The organism is Blautia coccoides, assembly GCF_034355335.1.
In the GTDB taxonomy this organism is placed as follows: domain Bacteria; phylum Bacillota; class Clostridia; order Lachnospirales; family Lachnospiraceae; genus Blautia; species Blautia producta.
In genome coordinates, this window is record NZ_CP136422.1 from 4687574 (window position 1) to 4710034 (window position 22461).

Annotated in this window: 21 protein-coding genes; 3 read left to right on the forward strand and 18 right to left on the reverse strand. The window is 44.2% G+C overall.

Annotated features, from left to right (window positions below):
* The first annotated feature begins 432 nt into the window (after positions 1-432).
* Positions 433-1611, forward strand: a complete 1179-nt coding sequence (locus BLCOC_RS21075) for a GGDEF domain-containing protein (RefSeq protein WP_165907185.1) — start codon at positions 433-435, stop codon at positions 1609-1611.
* Positions 1612-1663: 52 nt separating this feature from the next.
* Here the strand turns inward: BLCOC_RS21075 and BLCOC_RS21080 are convergent, their stop codons facing one another.
* Complete coding sequence (locus BLCOC_RS21080) at positions 1664-3505, reverse strand: ABC transporter ATP-binding protein (protein ID WP_115623279.1); 1842 nt, start codon at positions 3503-3505, stop codon at positions 1664-1666.
* A 1-nt stretch (position 3506) separates the two neighbouring features.
* Complete coding sequence (locus tag BLCOC_RS21085; RefSeq protein ID WP_115623280.1) at positions 3507-5288, reverse strand: ABC transporter ATP-binding protein; 1782 nt, start codon at positions 5286-5288, stop codon at positions 3507-3509.
* 155 nt (positions 5289-5443) lie between these two features.
* On the opposite strand from BLCOC_RS21085, the gene BLCOC_RS21090 reads away from it, so the two are divergent.
* Both BLCOC_RS21090 and BLCOC_RS21095 read left to right on the forward strand, forming a co-directional pair.
* Positions 5444-6133, forward strand: a complete 690-nt coding sequence (locus BLCOC_RS21090) for a GNAT family N-acetyltransferase (protein ID WP_242998987.1) — start codon at positions 5444-5446, stop codon at positions 6131-6133.
* Between the two features lie 48 nt (positions 6134-6181).
* The gene (locus BLCOC_RS21095) at positions 6182-7048 is read left to right on the forward strand and encodes an AraC family transcriptional regulator (protein WP_029468087.1); all 867 of its coding nucleotides are present in this window, start codon (positions 6182-6184) and stop codon (positions 7046-7048) included.
* Between the two features lie 101 nt (positions 7049-7149).
* On the opposite strand, the gene BLCOC_RS21100 is transcribed toward BLCOC_RS21095, so the two are convergent.
* The 16 genes from BLCOC_RS21100 to BLCOC_RS21175 form a co-directional block, all read right to left on the reverse strand.
* Complete coding sequence (locus tag BLCOC_RS21100) at positions 7150-8112, reverse strand: DMT family transporter (RefSeq protein ID WP_115623281.1); 963 nt, start codon at positions 8110-8112, stop codon at positions 7150-7152.
* Positions 8109-8327 (reverse strand): hypothetical protein, encoded by a 219-nt coding sequence (locus tag BLCOC_RS21105; RefSeq protein ID WP_029468085.1) that lies wholly within the window; start codon positions 8325-8327, stop codon positions 8109-8111. The genes BLCOC_RS21100 and BLCOC_RS21105 overlap by 4 nt, the downstream gene beginning before the upstream one ends.
* Positions 8328-8607: 280 nt before the next feature.
* On the reverse strand, positions 8608-10080 hold the full coding sequence (locus BLCOC_RS21110; RefSeq protein ID WP_029468084.1) for an FGGY-family carbohydrate kinase: 1473 nt from the start codon (positions 10078-10080) through the stop codon (positions 8608-8610).
* Position 10081: 1 nt separating this feature from the next.
* Entirely contained in the window at positions 10082-11011 is a 930-nt protein-coding gene (locus BLCOC_RS21115) for a transketolase family protein (protein WP_115623282.1), read from the reverse strand.
* Positions 11004-11834: a transketolase gene (locus BLCOC_RS21120; protein ID WP_029468082.1), complete on the reverse strand. Its 831-nt coding sequence runs from the start codon at positions 11832-11834 to the stop codon at positions 11004-11006. Before BLCOC_RS21120 ends, BLCOC_RS21115 begins: the two co-directional genes overlap by 8 nt.
* A 1-nt stretch (position 11835) precedes the next feature.
* Positions 11836-13236 carry an L-fucose/L-arabinose isomerase family protein gene (locus BLCOC_RS21125; RefSeq protein WP_029468081.1) on the reverse strand — a complete coding sequence of 467 codons (1401 nt, stop codon included), beginning with the start codon at positions 13234-13236 and terminating at the stop codon, positions 11836-11838.
* A gap of 130 nt (positions 13237-13366) precedes the next feature.
* Positions 13367-14908, reverse strand: coding sequence for a DUF5605 domain-containing protein (locus BLCOC_RS21130; protein ID WP_115623283.1), 1542 nt, complete (start codon positions 14906-14908; stop codon positions 13367-13369).
* A gap of 37 nt (positions 14909-14945) precedes the next feature.
* Complete coding sequence (locus BLCOC_RS21135; protein ID WP_115623284.1) at positions 14946-15785, reverse strand: carbohydrate ABC transporter permease; 840 nt, start codon at positions 15783-15785, stop codon at positions 14946-14948.
* A gap of 16 nt (positions 15786-15801) precedes the next feature.
* Complete coding sequence (locus BLCOC_RS21140; protein WP_115625462.1) at positions 15802-16686, reverse strand: carbohydrate ABC transporter permease; 885 nt, start codon at positions 16684-16686, stop codon at positions 15802-15804.
* A 64-nt stretch (positions 16687-16750) separates the two neighbouring features.
* Entirely contained in the window at positions 16751-18070 is a 1320-nt protein-coding gene (locus BLCOC_RS21145; protein ID WP_115623285.1) for an ABC transporter substrate-binding protein, read from the reverse strand.
* A gap of 305 nt (positions 18071-18375) precedes the next feature.
* Positions 18376-19374 (reverse strand): LacI family DNA-binding transcriptional regulator, encoded by a 999-nt coding sequence (locus BLCOC_RS21150; RefSeq protein WP_115623286.1) that lies wholly within the window; start codon positions 19372-19374, stop codon positions 18376-18378.
* Between the two features lie 141 nt (positions 19375-19515).
* Positions 19516-20091: a CDP-alcohol phosphatidyltransferase family protein gene (locus BLCOC_RS21155; RefSeq protein ID WP_115623287.1), complete on the reverse strand. Its 576-nt coding sequence runs from the start codon at positions 20089-20091 to the stop codon at positions 19516-19518.
* A gap of 38 nt (positions 20092-20129) precedes the next feature.
* A complete protein-coding gene (locus BLCOC_RS21160) occupies positions 20130-20708 on the reverse strand; it encodes a cytidylate kinase-like family protein (protein WP_115623288.1) in 579 nt (192 codons plus the stop codon).
* Between the two features lie 19 nt (positions 20709-20727).
* Complete coding sequence (locus tag BLCOC_RS21165; protein ID WP_029468074.1) at positions 20728-21420, reverse strand: LrgB family protein; 693 nt, start codon at positions 21418-21420, stop codon at positions 20728-20730.
* Positions 21401-21772, reverse strand: coding sequence for a CidA/LrgA family protein (locus BLCOC_RS21170; protein WP_115623289.1), 372 nt, complete (start codon positions 21770-21772; stop codon positions 21401-21403). Before BLCOC_RS21170 ends, BLCOC_RS21165 begins: the two co-directional genes overlap by 20 nt.
* 100 nt (positions 21773-21872) lie before the next feature.
* Positions 21873-22454, reverse strand: coding sequence for an HD domain-containing protein (locus tag BLCOC_RS21175; protein ID WP_029468072.1), 582 nt, complete (start codon positions 22452-22454; stop codon positions 21873-21875).
* Positions 22455-22461: the final 7 nt, after the last annotated feature.

Consider the following 22461-nt stretch of genomic DNA (forward strand, 5'->3'; position numbering starts at 1 on the left):
CCTTCATGTGCTATATCCGACAAAAAAATCTATTATTTTTTTTGATATATTGACTTTAAAGCCTTTTCGCGTTAAACTAAAGTCTATCTGATAATGGAAAAAAGTTTTAGTTCATAAATTTTCATTAGTTAGGATGTCGCATTTCAGAAATAATACGGTGAAGCAGAAAAGTCCACGGCCGTAATACTTCCCCACTATAATAAAATGTTAATATATAAAAAAAGCCATTACCTCCGTTTCTGTTGGCAATGACTTTCCTTATGGATTTTGGTCTTATGAATTCCGTCCTTCAGCACTCTGCTGGCTGCTGTACACTCTGTGACCGGCCCGCAGCAGCTCACTGCAATTTTTTTGTGCTTTCTTTTGCTTTTCATCACATTCTATTATATAATGTGAGAGTATCTAATGGTTTATTTACATAGGGGATTTTCCATGCTAAAAGATAAATTATATTCTCTTATTCATTTTCCTTATGAAGAAAAATACAGGGACCAGCTGGAATTGGGAATGGTCTCTTTAAATTACAAGTCAGAGCGAGTCATTGCCTATGTTATGCTGGTCATGCAGCTATTTTTGATCCTAGTCTTTACCCTTCGTCCCGGCAGTATCTTCTACAGCTTTCGCAGACTCCGTTATGTGATAGCCTATGCTGTAATGGCGGTGGGACTGCTGGTGCTCCTATCCTTACACAGACGGGCCAAAAATAACTGGAGACTGCACTTCAAGCTCTGTGCAGTTTTCGGCATTCTGTTGTCTCTCTGGGTCTGCAGCATCTCCTATCTGGATGCGCTGGGTGATCTGAGTATTGTTGTATACTGTTCCTTTCTTCCTATGATGGCTGCTTTTCTTATACTGTCGCCATATATTTTAAGCATTCTGTTTATTTTCACCTGTATCCTGACCAACATACTGGTGCTCAGGACCCCGTATGGACAGGAAAATGTGTTCAGTACATTGGTAAACAGCATTTTTATCTGCCTGTTGTCCATTGTCTATTCATACCGTATGTACCAGGCGCGGCTGACTGGCATATACGATAAGATTGTCATTGACCAGAAGAATCTGGAGCTGCAGGCCGCCAACGAAAAGCTGGACCTGCTGTCCATGACCGATACCCTCACTGCGCTTGGAAACAGGCGCTATCTGGAAGAATCCGTGAAAACACCCCTGGAAAAGTACGGGATCCACATGGGTTCCCTGGCTGTCCTGCTGCTGGACATTGACTTTTTCAAACAGTATAATGACCGCTACGGCCATCAGCAGGGAGATGAATGCCTCAAGGCTATTGCCTCCGTCTTGTCCTCCTGCGCGGAAGATGAAAATTTTCACGCAGTCAGGTACGGGGGTGAAGAGTTTATTCTGGTAACCACCGGAATCTCCTCAGAAGCCATAATGGAAAAAGCGGAGCAGATCCGCACGTCCATCGCGTCTGCGAAAATCCCTATCCCCCATGGCGGTGACACTTCCGTGACAGTCAGTGTGGGCATCTCCTTTCGCGGAGAATGGAAACCCGGACTTCTGGAAACTGCCATTTTGGAGGCTGACAGAGCACTCTACCAGGCAAAACAAAACGGGCGCAACCGCAGTGTTCTGTTTGCAGAAAAGTCATAAATCAAATCCCGCAGGCTTTACCTTACAAGCCTGCGGGATTTTTATTTCCTTCCTAAATTCCATTTTCTCCGGCCAAAATCTGCATGGCAGATTCCTCCTCAAACTGCCTGGAATACAAATCATAGTAATACCCTTTCTGTCTCAGCAGTTCTCTGTGGCTTCCCTCTTCTATGATCTTTCCATCCTTCACCACCAGGATCAAATCTGCCTGCCGGATGGTGGAAAGCCTGTGGGCAATGACAAAAGAGGTATGGCCTTTCAAAAGCTGGTCTGTGGCCTCCTGTATGAGCTGTTCCGTCTGGGTATCAATGGAGGATGTGGCCTCATCCAGAACAAAGATACTTGGATTTGCCAGAATCGCCCTGGCAAAAGATATAAGCTGCTTTTCACCTGTGGAAAGCCTGCCACCGCTCTCCCCCACATTGCTCTCATACCCTTTCTCCAGTTTTCCTGCCACAATATCTGCCGAAACCTTCCTGGCCGCCTCCCTGACCTCCTCGTCTGTGGCCTCCAGACGTCCGTATCGGATATTGTCATAAAGCGTGCCTGAAAAAAGGTGGGGATTCTGCAGCACATATCCGATCTGGCTGTGAAGCCAGAGCTGGGAGCGCTCCCGGTAATCTTTTCCGTCGATAAGGATACGCCCTTTCGTGGGTTCAAAAAACCTGCCCAGCAGGTTCACCAGAGTAGATTTTCCCGCCCCGGTCTCCCCCACGATGGCCACGTTCATTCCCGCCGGCACATGCAGATTAAAATGTTCCAGCACGTATTCCTTTCCGTCCGGATACCGGAAAGAGACATCCTCGAAGACAATGTCCCCCTCTATCCTCTCCCAGTTTTCCTTCTTTGCCTCAAACATATCCCCATATTTTTCTATTACTTCCGGGGTGTCTGTCACATTGGGCTGCTGCTCCAGCAGATCCATAACCCTCTCAATACTGGCCTGGCAGGATATCAGATCTGCCAGAAGACGGGCAAGCTGCTGTATGGGCTCAAAAATAACCACTGCGTAGGAGATAAACACTGACAGAGTTCCCAGCTGCATTATCTGGCTCTGCACCATGTATCCGCCTTGTGCCAGTACAATGGCTGCCGCCACAGAACTGAAAAATAAAATAGTCGGAATATATATGGCGTTAAGCATGGCAGACTTTGTTGCTGCCTGGTGCATATTCTTAGTGATCCCGCGGAAGTTATTCTGATTGTCCTCCTCTATCACCATGCTCTTTGATGTCCTTACACCGGTGATCCCTTCATTGTACGCGCTGGTGATCTGGGAGTTGACCTTCCGCACTCTTCTGTTCCAGTGAAGAATCTTATTCTGGAAATAAACGGTCAGAACCGCAATACACGGCACGATCAGCATGATGATCAAAGCCAGCTTCCAATTGAGCAGAAACATGATCACAAATACGCTGATCACATAGATAAATGCCCAGAACATATCCACCAGCCCCCACGCGATCATACCCGCTATCTTGAGTGTATCACTCATGACCCTGGCATGGATATATCCCACCGGAGTTGTATTGTAATAAGAAAATGATAAGGTCTGGAGATGCTCAAACTGTGCTTTCTTCAGATCCTTTCCCACATTCATCTCGATGGTCGTGGCTGCGTGAACGGATATATACACGGATACTGTCTGGGTCACGATCATGGCCACATAGACCAAAGCAAAAATATTCAGCCCTTTTAATGTGTTCAGCGCGATAAAGTTGTCTATGGCATAGCTCTGAAACAGCGGAACCAGCACATCAATTCCCGCCAGGATCAGATTCAGGCCAATGGTAACAGCAAAAAATTTCGTATAAGGCTTAAAAAAGGGCAGCATTTTAGCCCATGTTTTAAAGCTGAAGGGTTTGTTATAATCCTGTTCTTCGTATGCCGCCATTTTACACCTCCATCTGCATTCTGTCGTCCTGGCTCATCTGAATGTCATAAATCTTTCTGTAGATTCCCTGTTGTTTGATCAGCTCCTGATGTGTCCCCATCTCTTCAATTCTTCCCTGGTTCAGCACCATGATCTTATCTGCGCTCATCAATGTGGTCACCCTGTGGGAGATGAGGATCACAGTGGCATCTCTTCTGTTCTCCAGAAGCGCTTTCCTGATCTTGGAATCTGTCTGGGAATCCACTGCTGAAAGAGAGTCGTCAAATATCATAACAGGTGCTTTCTGAAGCAGCATTCTGGCTATGGCGATCCTCTGTCTCTGGCCTCCTGACAACGTTACTCCTCTCTCACCCACCAGCGTTTCATACCCATCCGGAAAATTCATGATCGCCTCATCAATACAGGCCACTTTAGCCGCCTGCCTGATTTCCTCAAAGGTGGCCTCCGGCACAGACGCAGCGATATTTTCTTTTATGGTCCTGGAATAGAGAAATGGTTCCTGGAGCACCATTCCCACATTCTTTCTGATCCATTCCAGTGGAATTTCCCTGATATTTTTTCCTCCCAGCGTGATATCTCCCTGTCCTTTCTCCAGCTCATATAACCGGTTGAGGAGCTGCATGATCGTGGACTTGCCGCTGCCGGTACCGCCCAGGATTCCCAGTGTACTGCCCTGGGGGATAGAGAAGGAGACATCTGAAAGCACCTCTTTCCCATCCTTATATCCATAGTTCACATGAGAAAATGCAATGTCATAGCTCTGAGGTTCTTCCTGTTTTTTATACTCTTTTTTGTCCTGGTACTCTTCCTCCTCAGCCCGTATGATATAATCCACACGTTCAAAAGAAACACCCGCCTTACTCATGTCCGAGAGGATTCGTCCAAGTCCGCGGATAGGCCATACTAAAGTCGTATTATAAGAGGCAAACGCAATAAATTCTCCCACGGAAATATTCCCGTGTACAGCCTCCGCTGCCCCAAGAACGATCACCGCAACCACCTGCAGACCGGTGATCAGATCCCCGATTCCCCAGTAAAGCCCAGACAAGGTGCCAAGCTTGATCCACAACTCCGCAAATGCGTTATTTTTCTCATAAAAACGTTCCATCTCAAACTTTTCCCTGCCGAAAGCCCGCACCACCCGGACACCTGTGGCATTCTCCTGCACCACAGTGGATAATTCCCCTTCCGCTTCGTCGGCCGTTGTAAAACGCCCTGCGATCAGACGGTAAAAAATCGTGGAGTACAGCGCAACTAACGGCACGAAAAACAGAACTATAACGGACAGCTTCACATTCATGGAAAACATCATTGCAAAGGAGACCGTTACCAGAAATACCGTACGGAACACCTCCAAAAGCTGCGTGACTACAAAGTTGCGGATCACCTCCACATCTGAGGTGCAGCGCTGAATAATATCACCTGTCTGATGTCTATCGTGCCATTCCATAGGAAGCCTCTGCACATGGGAAAACAGCGCATCCCTCATGTTCTTGGCAAAATTCTCTCCCGCTTTGGCAGTATAAGCACGGCTCAAAAAAAGTGCCGCTCCGGAAAAAAGTGCCACTCCTACCAGCATCAGAGCCATGATCCACAGATGCTCTGATAAATATTTATATTTATCCCCGCCCAGCACAGAGTCCACGGTAAACCTAAATATCTGTGGTGTAAGGGAATTTAATCCGGTTGTGACCAGCGAGGCCAGCACTGCCACTAAAAAATACTTTTTTGAACCCTGGAAAAATCTCAGTACCAGGTCCGCTTTTCTACGTTTTTTTCTCATAATCCTCCTTAGGCTGTCTCAGCAAATTTCGTACTATATACATAATAATCGGTATTGGATGTATATTCAATATCTATATCATTTTTTCTCCATTCGTGCTATAATTTTGTTACTATTTCGTTCTGTAACTGCAGATCACAGAAAAGGAGGACCTCATGCAGATTTCTAATACCTCAGACAGCCCATATGAGGGCAGCTACAATACTGCCATTGCCCGGACCGCTGTCAGTCCCCTAAAAAACCATGATCTCCCTTCTACAGAAAACACGCCTGCATTGGAAACCCAACGGCTTATTCTCAGAAGATTTACCCCTGATGATGCCCCGGCACTTTTCCGTATCCTCAGCGACAAGGAGGTAAACACATTTCTCCCCATGTTCCCGCCAAGAACGCAGGAGGAAGCCGAAGAATATCTGCAGAAGCAATATCTGGACACCTACCGACAACCGTCGGGATACCGGTATGCTGTCTGCTTAAAAACAGATAACGTTCCAATCGGATATGTCAATGTAAGCAGTGATGACAGTCATGATTTCGGCTATGGACTGCGAAAGGATTTCTGGCATAAAGGGATCATAACAGAAGCCAGCCTCGCTGTGGTGGAAAAGCTGAAGGCTTCCGGCCTACCTTTCATCACTGCCACCCACGATGTGAATAATCCCAGAAGCGGGGAGGTCATGAAAAAAATCGGCATGACTTATCAGTATTCCTACGAGGAGCAGTGGCAGCCCAAGGATTTTCCTGTAACCTTCCGCATGTATCAGCTTAATTTTGACGGGCAGAAGGACCGTGTCTTTAAAATATACTGGGAACAGTATCCTGTCCATTTTATAGAAGCTTTATAACGATTCTGTCAGCAAAAAAGTAACAGGATTTCACTTAGGAGTGATCAAATGTTTATCCAATACAATAATCTGGATATTAACTTTACCATAGGCAGCACCCAATTCCGTACACTCAATATCGCATATGAAGACCTGCACCGCATCATTCCCAGCCACAGCCATGGGGATAACAGTTATGAGATCCACTATGTAGCCTCCGGCTGCGGATACATAAAGGTAGGGGAAAAGACATACGAGATCACCCCTAACACCCTTTATATGGCAGGCCCCCATGTAGCCCACGCCCAGATATCCGTCCAGGGCAATCCCATGGCAGACTACTGCATTTATTTAAGAGTACGCCGCACTTCTTCCGGAGATAAAAAAACGGACGGACTGGACCATCTGTTCACAGAAAAAACGTTCTGGATCGGACAGGACAACTGCCAGATCCATAACACGATGGAGCAGCTTTTCCAGGAACTGAAAGAACAGAAAACAGGCTATACGGTCTGCGTGGAAACGCTCCTGCGGCAGCTTATCGTACAGATGATACGGAATTATCAGGGGGGAGCAAAAGCCCTTCATCATTTCAGTCCCGCAACACCGGCTGAGGCCCAGGACTTTATCATAGAGGAATCTTTTCTGTATGACTACCCTGTCCTCACACTGGAACAACTTTCCGGGAGACTTGGACTTGGGTGCAGACAGACCGAGCGGCTTATGCAGGACATATACGGCAAAACATTTCTGCAAAAAAAAGGAGATGCCCGCATGTCGGCTGCCTCTATTCTGCTCACCTATTCAGACCGCAGCATATCCTCCATTGCGGAGGAGCTGGGGTACTCATCTGTGGAGCATTTCTCCGCAGCCTTCCGAAAATACTATAATAAAAGTGCCCGCCAGTACCGGAAGGAAACCCGGGAAAGTACCTGAACTTATGTTTCGGCAGTCACAACAGGCACATCTGCATACAGCATATTTTGCCGCACGCAGATGTGCCTGTATCGTCTCAAGGGTTAACTTCCCCTGCAAATTCAATTGACAGATGTATTCACTTCCCTCTTCTCCGCCTTCTGGTAATTCAGTAGTAGGATACCGGTACATACCAGCAAAAGTGCTGTCACGATCTTCCATCCCTCCGCCTGATTCTGCTCGTGCAGAAAAACCGAAGATAAAACCACCCCAAACACAGGATTGGTAAATCCAAAAATGGCAATTCTGGATACCGGATGATACTTCAGCAAAATACCCCAGACTGAAAATGCCACTGAGGAAATAAGTGCCAGATATATCAGCATGGCCACCCCCTTTGGGGAAACGGTATGGATACGCCCGCCCAGCAAGAAGCCACAGACCATCATGACAAGACCACCTATCATAAACTGATATCCGCTCAATACCACAGGGTCCTCATCACGTGAATATATTTTGAGAAGGCTGGACGCGAAAGCATAGGCAGTCACGGATACCATAAGAAATCCTTCGCCATTTATTTTCATGCCTGCTCCCATGCCGCTGCCGTTCAGGTTCACCAGCACCACTCCGGCGAAGCCTACAATACACGCGGCGATCTTCCGGCCGGTCAGTTTCTCCTGACGGAAGACAAGACTTGCAACCAATATACTTAAAAAGGTATTGGATGCCGTTATAATGGAGCCTTTCACACCTGTCGTATGAGCCAGCCCCAAATAGAAAAACACATATTGTAAAATCGTCTGAAACATGGAGAGCTTCACAATATTTCCCCATGACTTTCTCTTTGGTATCAGTACCTTTCTCTGAAGGATACTTCCAAACCCCACAGCCAGCAGTCCTGCCAGGGCAAAGCGCATGCCTGCAAATAAAATCTGGGAAGCCGGGCTGTCTCCGGGTATCTCAAAAAGTCTGTATCCGATCTTTATACTTGGAAAAGCGCTGCCCCAGAGTGCATTACATAAGACAGCAAGTCCGCAGACCACCCAGACTCTTTCCAGCATTGGTTTTTTATATGTATTCATTTCTCCGTGCTCTCCTCTTCAGAAACACGGTAATCCTTCAAAATCCCATCCGCGAATTCTTCCTTCACATGAAACTCTTCTATAAGACATTCTTTGACCAGTTCTCTGGCTGCCTTTAACTGTCTGCAAGTCTCCAGCATTGCAGGTATTATGCTCTCCAGCCTTTTCTCCTCTTCAAGCTCCCGGCTGCTTTCCTGTTCATCACGCGCCTGCATAGTTCCTCCTCGCTTTCCTCCGTACATAAAAGACTATTTCCCCGGCACATACCAAACCGGAAAAATTTACAAGATATATTATTCAGTATAGAGGATATTGCCTCATTTGGCAAATAAAATATTTTTTAATGCACAGATGCGGTTTTTGCAGTCCGTGTACATGCTTTTGCTGCTATGAAGCCGAAAAACTGAATAGTAACCAGATACAGAGTCTATGCTTTGAACAGCAGCAAAGGGCGCCCTCCCAAACGGAGCACACCCTGTCTGCCGGCTGTAAACTTTATTTTTTAAGAACCATATCCACCGCGTTTTTCCAACCGGTATACTTTTTATCCACAAGACTGTTCTCCATCCGGGGGGTAAAGGAGGTTCTCTTTATCTTCACAAAAAGCTCCTCTTTCTCATAGATGCCAAGACCGATCCCTGCCGCATAAGCCGCTCCGATCCCTGACAGTTCTTCCGCTTCGGGCACCTGCACCGGTATACCTGCCATATCACTTTGAAACTGCATGAGATAAGAGTTTTTTGTAGGGCCGCCGTCTGCCCGGAGTTCCCGGATAGGTATTCCCGCGTCCTCCTCCATTGCCTTTAATATGTCAGTGATCTGGTATGCGATACAGTCAAGTCCTGCACGCACCATCTCCGCTTTCCGGGTAGTCCTGGTGATCCCGCAGAGAATTCCTGTGGCAGTGCTGTCCCAATACGGAGCACCGAGGCCGGTAAACGCCGGGACAAAATATGTCCTGTCCTCCGGCGCCGCTTCTCTTGCCAGGCGCTCTGTCTCCGCCGCGGAGGCGATCATCTGAAGATCATTCTGCAGCCAGCTGATCACAGCTCCGGTATAGTTGATATTTCCCTCCAGCACGTAATTGACCTGCCCGTCCATTCCCCAGGCCAGGGAAGAAACCACGCCGTGGCTGCTGAATACCGGCGTATTTCCCACATTCATCATCACAGAGGAACCGGTGCCGTAAGTGGCTTTCACCATTCCCGGCTCCAGGCATCCCTGCCCAAAAAGGGCGCCGTGTGAATCCCCCAGCACCCCATGGATGGGAACCGGTTTATCCAGGAATCCTTCAAAATCCGTCTCTCCATAATAGCCGTTGGAATCTGTCACACAGGGCAGATTCTCAGGCGGAATCCCAAAAACATGACAGATATCTTCGTCCCAGGCAAGTGTCCTGATGTTAAAAAGCTGGGTTCTTGACGCGTTGGAATAATCTGTCTGATATGACCTATTACCGGTAAGCCGGTATACTAGAAAACTGTCCATGGTTCCGTAACACAGCCTTCCCTGCTCTGCCATTTCCCGGGCATCCTCCACGTTTTCCAGTATCCAGGCAATCTTTGCCGCTGAAAAATAAGGGGAGAGCTTAAGTCCTGTCCTTTCCCTGATCATCTCTGCACTGTCTGCGATTCTTTCACAGATTTCTTCGCCTCTGGCGCACTGCCAGACAACAGCATGATATACAGGCCTGCCCTCTCTATCCCAGGCAAGGGCAGTCTCCCTCTGATTGCTGATACCTATACCCGCTATCAGGTTTTTATCGATACCGGCTTTCTCCACCACGTTTTTTACCGACTGTACAGTATTTTTGTATATCTCCTCCGGGTCATGCTCCACCCATCCCCTGCTGTCGATCATCTGTCTGTGGGGCAAATCCGCACGGGCAAGCAAGGCTCCCCCACAGTCAAAAAGCAGTGCTTTTGTCCCCTGTGTGCTCTGGTCGATTCCAAGTATATATCTGTCCATATCAGACCAACTCCCCAGCTTTTTTTGCTATCCCTTCCGCATTTAATCCATAATGATCAAAAACTTCTTTTGATGTTCCTGTGATCACAGGTGCATCGGGCAGGGACATATTTACAACTGTTTTCGGACATTCACATCCCACCGCCTGGCTCACCATACTTCCAAGGCCGCCGAACGGTGCGTGTTCTTCTGCTGTTATGACGGCCTTTACACCGGAAGCCATCCAGATCAGGGTATCTTTGTCAAAAGGCTTAACACAGTACATATCCAGAACCGCTGCACTGATCCCCTCTTTTTTCAGGATCTTTGCTGCATCCTTTGCAGGCTTTACCATCTCGCCGCATGCCACGATGAGCACATCTTTTCCCTCTTTCACCACAGTGGCCTTATCCATTTCAAAAGGACAGTTTCCCTCTTCATAGACATCCTCCACCGCATTTCTTCCCACCCGGATATAGGCCGGTTTTTCATCCTTTAGCAGGGCTTCTGTCAGGCATTTGGTCTGATTTCTGTCGCTTGGTATGTACACTCTCATATTGGGGACCGCGGACATGGCGGCGATGTCCTGGGCAGAATGATGGCTCATGCCAAGAGCGCCGTAACTGATGCCGCCGCTGATGCCGATCAGTTTTACATTCGTATTGGAATATGCCACATCCACCTTGGCCTGCTCGTAGCTTCTGGTGGACAGGAAGCAGGCAGGGGATACTGCATAAGCCTTCTTTCCGCACTTTGCCAGGCCAGCGGAAATGCTCACCAGATTTTGTTCCGCAATGCCCACCTCCACAAACTGCTCCGGAAACCCGTCTGCAAACGGTGTCATGGATGCGGACCCGCGGGAGTCACTGCAAAGCACCACAATGTCCTTGTCTGTCTTAGCTTTCTCCATTAATACCTGGCATATTACCTGCTTATTTGCTGTCTTATTCATGAAGAGCTGCCTCCTTTCCTGCGGCGAAATCACTGACAATCCGGTCATATTCCTCCCGGGTGGGTACCTTGTGATGCCAGTCTGCCTTGTTTTCCATAACAGGAGAACCGAAGCCTTTTATGGTGTTCGCTATGATGACGCTCGGCTTTCCCTTTGTCTGTGAAGCCTGGGAAAATGCCTGCAAAAGTTCATCCAAATCGTTTCCGCACACACAGATCACATGCCATCCGAAGGAGGAAAATCTCTCTGCCAGATCATCATGTCCCATCACATTTTCCGTACAACCGGAAATCTGCAGTCTGTTTCTGTCCACCACTGCACAGAGATTGTCCAGATGATACTGTCTGGCCGCCATAGCTCCCTCCCATACAGAACCTTCGGCCAGTTCACCGTCTCCCATAACCGTATAGACTCTGTATTGTTTTCTGTTCATCTTTGCCGCCAGAGCCATTCCCACGCATACGGGAAGTCCATGTCCAAGAGAACCTGAATTCATTTCAATCCCCGGTAGTTTGTTGTTCGGATGTCCAATATAAGGGGAACCGAACTTTGAAAACTTTTCTTTTACATCCTCCAGGTCAAGGAAACCTTTTGCGCACAGCACTGCATAATAGGCTTCCATGGAATGTCCTTTGCTGAGGACAAAACGGTCCCTGTCCGGATCATCTGCTTTGTCAGGAGAAACATTCATGACACGGAAATACAGCGCTGTCAGGATCTCCATGACGCTCATATCGCCTCCGATATGGCCTCCCTTTCCGGCCATAATAATGTCAACTGTATCTTTACGAAGATCAAACACTTTCGCTTTCAGATTTTCCATCTCATTCACCTCTCAAATATGCCTTAACCTGTTCCTCAATGGGATCATACAAATCCGGTTTTACACCTATATACTTACATGCCTCGTAGAGCACCGGCACCACATCCTTGTGGATTCCCACACAGTGATGGATATATGGCCCCTCCACCAGTTTCGCCTCCAGACGCTTCAAATTTTCCACCTCAACCCAGACATAGGTCCCTTTTGTATATGGTCCTTCCACCCCTTTTGCATGTCCCAGAAGCAGGGAGTATTCTCCATTGTCCCCGTCAAAACGGCACAGTGTCATATCCCCGTGTTTTGCCTCCGCTTCCACAGCGCCGGGATGATCAAATGCCAGAGGATAGCCAATCGTCGGTTTCTCCTTTGCCACGGAGACAGGCCATGGACCGCAGTGCTGTAAAAGTTCTCCGTTTTCATTGTCCGGATGTCTCACAGTCCAGTCCGCAAAGAAGGTTCTGGCCTCATCCATACCTGCCGCCTCCGCGAGAAGTGCTGTTATGGCACCGTGGATGTCTGTCTCGCACACCACAGGGATCCCTTCCTCATTCAGCAGGGAATTGGCCGCACAGGGCATGATCCCGATTTCCCCCTGAAGTGCGTTCCAACACTGGATCGCTATGGCACTGCATCCGTATTTCTCAGCCAGATTCTTCATGGCCGCCTTCAGGGCAGCCACATTTTCCAGTTCATTTTCCTTTATTTTAATACACATATTGTCGTGGCAGTATGTCATTATCTTTGCTACTTCAGTGCCCTCTTCCTTCACTCTTTTCATCTCACTTGTCAGTTCCGGGATCGGTATGGGAGAGAGCTGTATATGAAACCTCTCAAGAAGTTCTCCCTCATTGCACATGGTACTCCAGAAGTCAAACGGGCGGGGGCCTATCTGCAGAATTCTTATTCCTCTGAACACCTTCACCACATTGCACACTGCCAAAAAATCCCTGATTCCCCTCTCAAATTCCGGGTCCTCCAGGCGGCAGTTTGTCATATAGGTAAAAGGTACCCCGAATCGTCTTAAGACCTTGCCCGTCGCAAAAAGTCCGCACTGGCTGTCGCGGAGACGGACACCATTTTCATCGGGACGCTCATCTCTCGGTCCCCATAAAAGGACCGGAACATTCAGCTCTTTCGCCAGTCTGGCAACTTCATATTCTGTTCCGAAATTGCCGTGTGGGAAGAAAAGTCCGTCCACTTTCTCAGCTTTGAATTTCTCTGCGATTTTTATTCTGTCCGCTTCCCTGTACAGAAGGCCTTCTTCATTGATGTCCTTAATATCTGCAAAATCCACATCCAGCTCACGCAGTCTTTCTCTTGTCAGATCCGCATATTTTACAGCATCCGGAGCACTGAAAATACTCCTTCGTGTTGGGGCAAACCCTAATTTTATTTTTTTCAATGTCATACACCCTGCTTTCTCTACAAATAAATATCGTAACTGTTCAGTGCCCATACAGTTGCGAGTAAAAGTCCATACAGAATCACCTTTAACAATGTGATTCTTGCTCAGTTGTTAAACACTCTTGTGATCACAATCCAACCTTTCTAATGCGGATTGCCATAAACTGTTTCCCAGGTAAAACTATTTTAAATTTTCCGTGGTAAACCCCAGTCCTTTTTATAGTCATATCCCATGTATCAATAACTTCCACCTCATACTCTGTGCTATCGTCAAAATAAAATTCTCTGAATGACGGCTGCATAAAACTGTAATAATAAAGGAAATATTCTTTCTTTATTATCCCAAGGGCAGTAGATTCCGGTACTGCACATATTTCATCCCAAGCGCCATTATCATAGGGAGCAAGTCCAATGCCTGGTGTTTGCTTCATTATCTCACTTAAAAATCCAAATCTTTTATGACTTTCTCCATATAATTTTCCTCCATGAGACCACCAAAGAACATTTGATGGATTCAGATAGGTTTCGCCGTGTCCCGGATACCCACCCCTGCAAGCTGCTTCCCAAAAACGTCTCACCATTTCTTTTCCACTGATATTTCCCCACCCATGCTGTATATTTCCTTCATATGCGATTTCATCCAGCACTATAGGTTTTTTATATATTTTTCTCCACTCATTCACAAATTCTGAACTCTTATAAAGATCTTGTCTCTGTATACTGCAATGTGTTATCCAGGGACGATTATAATCATAAAAAGGTATACAGTTATGTATAGATCTTAAGTGTTTGTATGGATCCTTTTCACAAATTATTTTTGCATACCGTTCCCAGTCACTTACCGATTTATGTTCAAATAAATCGTACTCATTGGCTAACGACCACCAAATATTTCTATATGCACTAAAACGGGAAATCACATATTTCCAATATAAATCATCTTCCTCCGGTTCCATACATGAAAATCCCCATCTGTCATATGGATGCATGATTATTAAATCAGCTTCTATCCCCATATCCCGCAAAGCAAGGATACATTTCTCTATATGCTGAAAATGTTCTACATTAAATTTTTTAAAATCCCATATGTTTCCCTCTGTTTTTCCAGTATATTCACTAAAATTTTCTTTTGTCAGTATACTGGAATCCATAGGTGTTCCTTCATATGGATAAGATCTGGGTTCCCCCAAATTATAATCATAATGTTTCGGAAAAATACAAAAACGTATCTTGTTAAATGCGCTCAGACGTAAAGTCTCTAACGTTTCCTCTATTCTTTCATCTGATTGCAAATTCCATACGTAACAAGTTGTCCCAAGCGGATAATATGGCGTACCATCTTCATATGCAAAATGATATGTATTGGCCACTCTGACAGGACCATGGTTATTTTCAGACGGAGCTGTCACCTCAAAAGTACCGGACAATTTTGTTTCCAAAGCATTCCCTAATATCTCAAAATAGTAGATTCCTTCAAAGGACGGCATAAAACGGACTTTATACATACCGTCACCATCATAAAATCCTTCTACCTCCGTTTTTTCATTTTCATTTTCAAATATTCCGCGTATCCAATAGTCTGTAAATGGATTTCCCCCTTCATATCCTTTAATTTCTATCTGAAATACATCCCATTTCTCAACTGTTTGTTTATATCTTAATTTTTCCATCTCCCAAATTCTCCTCACAACAAATCATTTTTTTGCTTCAGCTTTTAATTGCTCCGGCCATTCCTTCCACAAAATATCTCTGGAAGATCAAATAAACAAATAATACAGGAATCACTGAAATCAATACACCTGCGCATAAATATCCATAATCAGTACCGTGTTCTCCAACAAAAGTCATAATTCCCACCGGTACTGTTTTCATGGAATTATCATTGATAATGACACTTGCTAATAAGTATTCATTCCATGTTGATAAAAAATCAGTGATCACAAGTGTTGCTATTGCCGGTTTTGCGATCGGAAGTATGATCTTATAAAATAATTGCCATTTGTTACATCCATCTATATAAGCTGCTTCATCAATATCTTTTGGTATTCCATTGAAAAATCCTCTTAAGATCAATATACCAAAGGAAATGCCAAAACCTATGTAAACATAAAAGAGACCAAAATACGTATTTAGTAATCCAAGTTTACTATAAATAATATTGATCGGAACTAACGCAGTCTGTAAAGGCAGCATCATTCCTACTAAGAAAAAAATAAATGTTCCTGTTCTGTATCTGATATAAAGTCTTGTCAATGCAAAGGCAGCAAGGGCTTCAATAAAAATCCCCAGCGGTACCTTTAGACAGGAAACAATAAGATCATTTTTCATATACCGAAATAAATTTCCCTTTGTGATCGCATTAGAAAAATTATCCCAGGCCATTGTTTCCGGCAGACTAAAAAGGCTTATTCCTGTATAAAAATCTGCTTTACTTTTAATTGACGTTGCGACTAAAGTAAATATTGGCACAATCCATATTAATACCAGTATGATCAGTATCAGATATAGCATTACTTTTTTAGAAATTTTCTTTGCTTTCCCTTCCATATTTCTTACCCCCAGGTCAATCTTCTTTTGCTGTGAACGATACATACGGAACAATCACTATTAACATCATAAAAACCATAACACAAGCAATCGCAGTACCATATCCTACATTATTATATTTAAAAACTTGTGAATACATATATGTTGAAATCATCTGTGTTGAATCATTTGGTCCACCGCCTGTAAGACCCTGTACAACATCAAAAACTTTCATGGCCGCTACGATCAGCGTGGCTATTACAATTACAAATGTATCTTTTAAAAGCGGTACTGTTACCATAAAAAATTTTTTATATCCATTTGCCCCGTCAATAGTTGCCGCCTCTAAAACGTCTGGTGAAATGGCCTGAAGACCTGCTAAAAATAAAATCATCGGCTGTCCTATAGCCTGCCATAGAGATGCCATAAAAACAGCATAAAGACTGACATTAGGGTCTGATATCCAAGATTGTGTAAAGTTTAGTCCGATCAATTCAAAAAACTCGTTGATAAATCCCATTGAAGGGTTATAAATCCATCTCCATATAATGGCTACTGCAATCGGTGCAATGACACATGGGAAATAAAAAAAGCCTCTAAAAAATGTTCTTCCGATAAACTTTTTATTTAAAACAACCGCAAAAGCCAGAGACACTGACATCGTTATAAATATTGTCAGAACAATCCAAACCAAATTATTGATTATCGCAGTATGAAAAGTTTTATCCCCGCTAAACAAACTCTTATAATTTGCCAGCCCTACAAATACTTTATCTCCAATACCATTCCACTTGTATAAGCTAATAAAAAGTGAATAAAATATCGGCGCTACAATAACTGAAATGTAAATAATACCTGCGGGAAGCAAAAAAAGCCATGCTGTTTTATCTGTTTTATTATATTTTTTCTTTTTATTCTTCATTTTCACACTCCCATTACGCTTAATTTTGTAAAGGAAAGCGGGCATAAATGCCCGCTTTTATCAATTATTTATTATTGTAGGATTCTATTGCGGCCTGAATATCTGCACCTGCTTCTTTGGGTTCCATTTGCCCATTAGCAATGGCATCCTGGCAGTTGAATAACACATCTGCCACTTCCGTTGGAAATGCCTGATCTGTAATAGTAAAAGTTCCGTTTTCTTCTCCCTGTTTAATTAAGATTTCCACGTTTGGCTGACCTTCCGGCATAGGAGAATCTTTTGTAGGCATTGGAAGACTATAATTCTCAGCATATTCCAAAACATGGCTGAAATAATAATCAATAAACTCAATACAAGCATTTAATTCTTCCTCTGTATTATCCGCATTAAACTGAATCATATCTGCAAATGAGGAAAGCCTGTTTGTCTCACCTGCCGGAAAAGCGAATGCCCCATATTGTTCCATATCCAACCCGTTTTTGACTATATTAGAATCCTGCCATTGTCCTTCAATAGTCATTGCGCATTCTCCATTCGCAAGAGGCATTAATGTATCATTAGCGTCTAATGTTAAAAATCCATCCGGGAAATATCCTTTATCAACCCATTCTTTATACTTTTCAAATGCCTTTGTCACATTTTCATTATCATAACTCTCATTAAATAAATTCATTTCATCATGCTGTTTTGATCCGGCATAATGTTCAATCAGAAGTTCCACATAACGCATTGTATGCCATCCGTTTAACCCACCGGCATACATAGGCGTGATACCATTTTCTTTTAAGGTTTCACATACAGATTCAAATTCCTCGAATGTAGAGGGTACTTCCAACCCATATTTATCAAATACATCTTTTCTGTAAAATACACCCAAAATATTATAGCTGCTGGGATATCCTGATATTTTACCATCATATGTACATAAGTTCAGAGCACTGTCATTGAATTTTTCTTTCCACCCATGTTCTTCCGCATAATCATTCAAATTATAAGTGAGACCATTATCTACATAAAAACCTCCAAGACTTCCGCCCCAATTAAACCACATATTAGGTAATGTTTTTGAAGATGCTGCCACTTTACAGGCATCCTTAATACCATCCGTATCATAATTAGATATTTTAACCCTGATATTTTTATGTTCTTCGTTAAAAGCTTCTGCAATAGGTTCATAATTTTCCTGTTGGGATAATCCCCAAAATGTAACCTCGGTCACCTTATCATCAGATTCTTTTTCTTTTTCCTTCTCTGTATTCTGCTCTGTATTCTCCTCCTGCTTCACATTCTCTTTTTCCCCGCTGTCATTACCACAGCCCCCAAGAAACATAGACAAAATCACTGACGAAATCGCTGCTAAAGCCATAATACGTTTTGCTTTCATAAAAATCCCTCCATATTTGTTTTTACAAAACATTTAAATTATTATATAAATATTTTGTTATTTTTAATATAAATTTATATTATCATTTTTAATTATATATTTCAATACATTTTTTATTTTTTATGTTTTCTATAAATTAATATATGATTTTTTGTGCATATTCAACATTTTTCGACATAATTCATCTACATGTGACAAATAATTTTTTATTAAAAATAAAATATTATAGAATAATATATAACAAAATGGTTTTTATAAGTTTACGCAAAAAAAGAGACGCCCTCAAAAGACGCCTCATCCAATATTTAATATAGCCGTTTAACACTCTTTCTTTCAATAAAAGCCGTACAAACCTGACTTTTAGTTTTTATCCTATCCCCTCTCACTATATCAATAATCCTTTTAACTGCTAACTGCCCCATCTCTCTCTTTGGGACACGAAGCGTTGTAAGGGGAGGAGAACTGATCTCAGAAAACGGAAGGTCATCAAATCCCACTATAGATACATCCTCAGGTATCCTGTGCCCCTTTTCTTGAAGGGCTTTCATGGCCCCTAAAGCGATCATATCATTATCAGCATAAAACGCTGTCGGTACACGCTGCATTTTGTCAAGGTATTTTAACATATCTTCATATGCACCATTTAAAGTCGTCCCCAACGTCAGTATGTATTCGTCTTTGATTGGCAGTCCGGCTTTTTCCATCGCTGTTTTATACCCTACACACCTGGAACGAAAGGCCTTGATGCGAAAATCCCCCTGCAGATACCCAATTTCTTTATGTCCATTTTGAATCAAATACTCAACTGCGAATCGAGCCGAATCTGCATTATTAATAAGAACACCGTTAAAAGACATATCCCACGCCCAGTAATCCAACATCAAAAAAGGACAGGTAGCCGTTTTATATAAGTCAACATCTTCCTCCATCAATTCCGTCCCCAACAGTATAACCGCTGCAGATTCATCATGGATTATCTGTTCAACCTGTTCTTCATAATCCAAGTCGGTTTTGTTCAAATGACACATGACCATTTCCATCCCATATTTTCTGGATTCCTGTTCTACACCATCGATCAAAAGGGAGAAAAATGGGGTGTCATCAATGATCAATCCGTTTCTTTTATAAATAACGAACTTTATTTTACTTATATTCTGTCCAGTAGAATACCCCAATTCTTTCGCCACACGAAAGATTTCTGCTGCAGTATCTACATTTACACCTTTTTTTCGATTTAAAGCATTTGAGACCGTGGATGGTGAAAATCCTGTTTTTTCGCTTATGGTTTTAATATTAACCTTCATATGGGTTTGCCCCTTCTATGTAAATTTTATTGTAAAAATTTATATATTTATTTTAGCAAATAACATTCTAAAAATCAACCATAAATCATAAAACTTTCCACATTTTAACAAAGCGCGTGATACTATCACCGTCTATTTATTTTATTTTTCTTTCCACATCTTAACAAACACCGGCACATACAGCATCCAAGCAGCCACCATAAGCACCCCGCAGCACACAATAAGGGCATTCACCAGTGAAAGGGGCAGCCGCAGAAAGAAAAACAGTACAAACATCACCACATAGGAAAACGCTGTACAGACTTTCCCGTACCATTTTGCTCCGTCCAGCTTCCTGCCCCTGTAATGGGACAGCAAAAGCCCCATAATACCCATAAATCCCTCTTTTACTATAAACAGCCCCACAAGCCAGCGCATGTTTTCATACCGAAAAGCCAGGCAGAGGATCATAGCGCCCAAAGTCAGTTTGTCCGCAACCGGGTCCAGAACTTTTCCAAGCTCCGTGATCATATTAAAATGCCTTGCCACCTTGCCGTCCAGCATATCCGTGATCCCGGAAATTCCCACCAGAACAGCAGCTATATAATATTCTTTTACGGATTCTGCATGATAATACAAAAGCACATAGATAGGGATCAAAAGAATACGAAAATATCCCATGATATTAGGAATAGAAAAAACATCTTTCCTGGTCAGCGGTTTTTCAAAAAATGCCATAGAAATCCTCCCCTTATCCATTCACAACAACTACCGTTTTAGATCAGCCCCCGTATTTTGAGATAACCAAGTATTGCCTCCACACTTCTGTCAGCACCCAGAACACCGCTGTCCAGACATACTTCATATTCCTCGGCCTTTCCCCATTCCCTGTGCGTATAATACCTGTGAAAGGAGGCTCTCTCCTCATCTACCCTGTTGATCTTTTTTACAGCACTGTGCCTGGAAAGTCCCTCTGTGTCCATCACATATCGGACTCTCTTTTCCAGATCCCCATGTATGAAAATACTCACAGCATCCCGGTTTCCCCGAAAAATTTCATTCCCGCAGCGGCCGATGAGCACACAGGGACCGTTGCCGCACAATTCCCGGATACGGGCAAAGGGAATCCGCCCGGCTTCCTCTTCCTCATTATTCATGGCAATGGCATACAAAAGGCTGTCTACCGGCTGCTCCTCATAAAATTCCCTGACTTCTTCATAATCTCTTCCCCTGGCAATTCCGGTAAGCTCTTCCTTATCATAAAAAGCGCAGCCAAGGGCACTTGCCAGCTTCTTTCCTATGGCTTTTCCCTGACTCCCATACTGCCTTCCAATAGTGATGATCCCTTTTTCCATCCCAAACTGCTCCCTTCTGTTACATAAATCCCGCAAATACTGAAGCGCCTATCACAGTCAGAAGACCTGCAACCGCAATAGCCAGACTGCTCATGGCACCTTCCACCGGACCCAGTTCCATAGCTTTCGCCGTTCCGATGGCGTGAGACGATGCCCCCAGAGACAGCCCTTTTGCCACAGGCTCCTGGATATGAAAGATCTTAAATACCACTTCCCCTATCATATTGCCCAAAATTCCTGTAATGATGATAACCGCCACTGTGATCGTAACAATTCCGCCCAGTTCCTCAGATACACCCATGCCGATGGCCGTGGTGATGGACTTTGGAAGCAGTGTCACATACTGGGCATGGTCCAATCCAAACAGCTTTGCCAACAGAAATACACTGACAAGGCTGGCAAGTACACCGGATATGAGACCCGCTGCCACAGCTTTCAGGTTTTTCCTCAGAAGCCCCATCTGTTCGTACAACGGCACAGCCAGGCATACCGTGGCCGGAGTCAGAAGATAGCTGATATATCTGCCGCCCTCATAATAACTGTCATAATCAATATGTCCCACAGCCAGTACCCCGATCACACAGATCACGCCTATCAGCAGCGGGTTAAAGACTGCCATCTTAAATTTTTTCTTGAGAAGCAGACCCACCTCATAACCCAACAGGCTTAAAACTGCTCCCCAAAAAACAGAATCACTCAGAAACGTTTTCATCACTCTTTTTCCCCTTCCGTATAATTCCCTGAGTCACAAGCCCTGTCACTGCCATGACAAAGACTGTAGTGACTGCAGTTATAACCGCAACCGGGATGAAGACTGGCTTCAGCACACCCCATGAGTTCAGCAGTCCCGCCGCCGCAGGTATGAACATCACAGGCATGATCTCAATTAAAAATCCCGCCGATTCCTTTACCTGATGTGTTTTCAGGATTCCTGTCTGAAGCGCGGCCAGCATCAGAACCAGACCGTAAACACTGGCAGGTACGGGAAGCGGCAGGACGATATGAAGCCCTTCTCCCAGAAATGAAAACAGTAAAATAATGCAGAATTGTCTCAGATACTTCATAGCTCCTCCTTCTGTCCTTTCAAAGTTGTCTATCTATACCTTAGAAATTATACAACCTCAGAATAAAAAGTCAATGTGTACCCGATAATTCCTTATCCCGTCACTGCCGGATATAAACCCCCTGTTCTTCTATGAAATCCTCCAGATCCTGCAACGCCTCCTCGGCCCATGTGTCTGATAATTTTACAGGCCTGCGAAAATACATATCCGCCGCAAGGCTCTTTCCGGTTTTGGTTTTAAATATTTTCTCCACAGTTTTCCGAATAGTCTCTTCATTCATATCACCCTCATAAAAGTTCACCAAAAAATCAGCCTCCACAAGGATCTGATGGTCCGGAGCTTCTATGTGGCTGTATGTGTGGTGATGTGCTACGAGCCAGGCCACACGTTTTATCACATCCTCGGCAAATTCCAGCTCATGCAGCATTTTTTCTGCTATCACAGGACCTTCCTGTTCCTGGAGTTTCCCCTCACTTCGTCCATACTTTTCCTCCGCAGGCTTAATACCTATGTCATGTACCAGCGCGGCCGCCTCCAGGATTCCCTGTGTTTTCCCGTCCAATCCTTCCTCTTCACCTATGATTTTCGCAAAGCTGTGTACTTTCACAAAATGCTGAATCCGCTTTACATCCCCTGCAAAAAAGTCTGTCATAGCCAAATAGAGCTTATTGTATTTGTTCATCCTTATC

What these genes read in the sequence shown, in the direction of transcription:
- BLCOC_RS21075 (WP_165907185.1), top strand. Translation starts at nt 433, where the DNA reads ATGCTAAAAGATAAATTATATTCTCTTATTCATTTTCCTTATGAAGAA.
- BLCOC_RS21080 (WP_115623279.1), bottom strand. Translation starts at nt 3,505, where the DNA reads ATGGCGGCATACGAAGAACAGGATTATAACAAACCCTTCAGCTTTAAA.
- BLCOC_RS21085 (WP_115623280.1), bottom strand. Translation starts at nt 5,288, where the DNA reads ATGAGAAAAAAACGTAGAAAAGCGGACCTGGTACTGAGATTTTTCCAG.
- BLCOC_RS21090 (WP_242998987.1), top strand. Translation starts at nt 5,444, where the DNA reads ATGCAGATTTCTAATACCTCAGACAGCCCATATGAGGGCAGCTACAAT.
- BLCOC_RS21095 (WP_029468087.1), top strand. Translation starts at nt 6,182, where the DNA reads ATGTTTATCCAATACAATAATCTGGATATTAACTTTACCATAGGCAGC.
- BLCOC_RS21100 (WP_115623281.1), bottom strand. Translation starts at nt 8,112, where the DNA reads ATGAATACATATAAAAAACCAATGCTGGAAAGAGTCTGGGTGGTCTGC.
- BLCOC_RS21105 (WP_029468085.1), bottom strand. Translation starts at nt 8,327, where the DNA reads ATGCAGGCGCGTGATGAACAGGAAAGCAGCCGGGAGCTTGAAGAGGAG.
- BLCOC_RS21110 (WP_029468084.1), bottom strand. Translation starts at nt 10,080, where the DNA reads ATGGACAGATATATACTTGGAATCGACCAGAGCACACAGGGGACAAAA.
- BLCOC_RS21115 (WP_115623282.1), bottom strand. Translation starts at nt 11,011, where the DNA reads ATGAATAAGACAGCAAATAAGCAGGTAATATGCCAGGTATTAATGGAG.
- BLCOC_RS21120 (WP_029468082.1), bottom strand. Translation starts at nt 11,834, where the DNA reads ATGGAAAATCTGAAAGCGAAAGTGTTTGATCTTCGTAAAGATACAGTT.
- BLCOC_RS21130 (WP_115623283.1), bottom strand. Translation starts at nt 14,908, where the DNA reads ATGGAAAAATTAAGATATAAACAAACAGTTGAGAAATGGGATGTATTT.
- BLCOC_RS21135 (WP_115623284.1), bottom strand. Translation starts at nt 15,785, where the DNA reads ATGGAAGGGAAAGCAAAGAAAATTTCTAAAAAAGTAATGCTATATCTG.
- BLCOC_RS21140 (WP_115625462.1), bottom strand. Translation starts at nt 16,686, where the DNA reads ATGAAGAATAAAAAGAAAAAATATAATAAAACAGATAAAACAGCATGG.
- BLCOC_RS21145 (WP_115623285.1), bottom strand. Translation starts at nt 18,070, where the DNA reads ATGAAAGCAAAACGTATTATGGCTTTAGCAGCGATTTCGTCAGTGATT.
- BLCOC_RS21150 (WP_115623286.1), bottom strand. Translation starts at nt 19,374, where the DNA reads ATGAAGGTTAATATTAAAACCATAAGCGAAAAAACAGGATTTTCACCA.
- BLCOC_RS21155 (WP_115623287.1), bottom strand. Translation starts at nt 20,091, where the DNA reads ATGGCATTTTTTGAAAAACCGCTGACCAGGAAAGATGTTTTTTCTATT.
- BLCOC_RS21160 (WP_115623288.1), bottom strand. Translation starts at nt 20,708, where the DNA reads ATGGAAAAAGGGATCATCACTATTGGAAGGCAGTATGGGAGTCAGGGA.
- BLCOC_RS21165 (WP_029468074.1), bottom strand. Translation starts at nt 21,420, where the DNA reads ATGAAAACGTTTCTGAGTGATTCTGTTTTTTGGGGAGCAGTTTTAAGC.
- BLCOC_RS21170 (WP_115623289.1), bottom strand. Translation starts at nt 21,772, where the DNA reads ATGAAGTATCTGAGACAATTCTGCATTATTTTACTGTTTTCATTTCTG.
- BLCOC_RS21175 (WP_029468072.1), bottom strand. Translation starts at nt 22,454, where the DNA reads ATGAACAAATACAATAAGCTCTATTTGGCTATGACAGACTTTTTTGCA.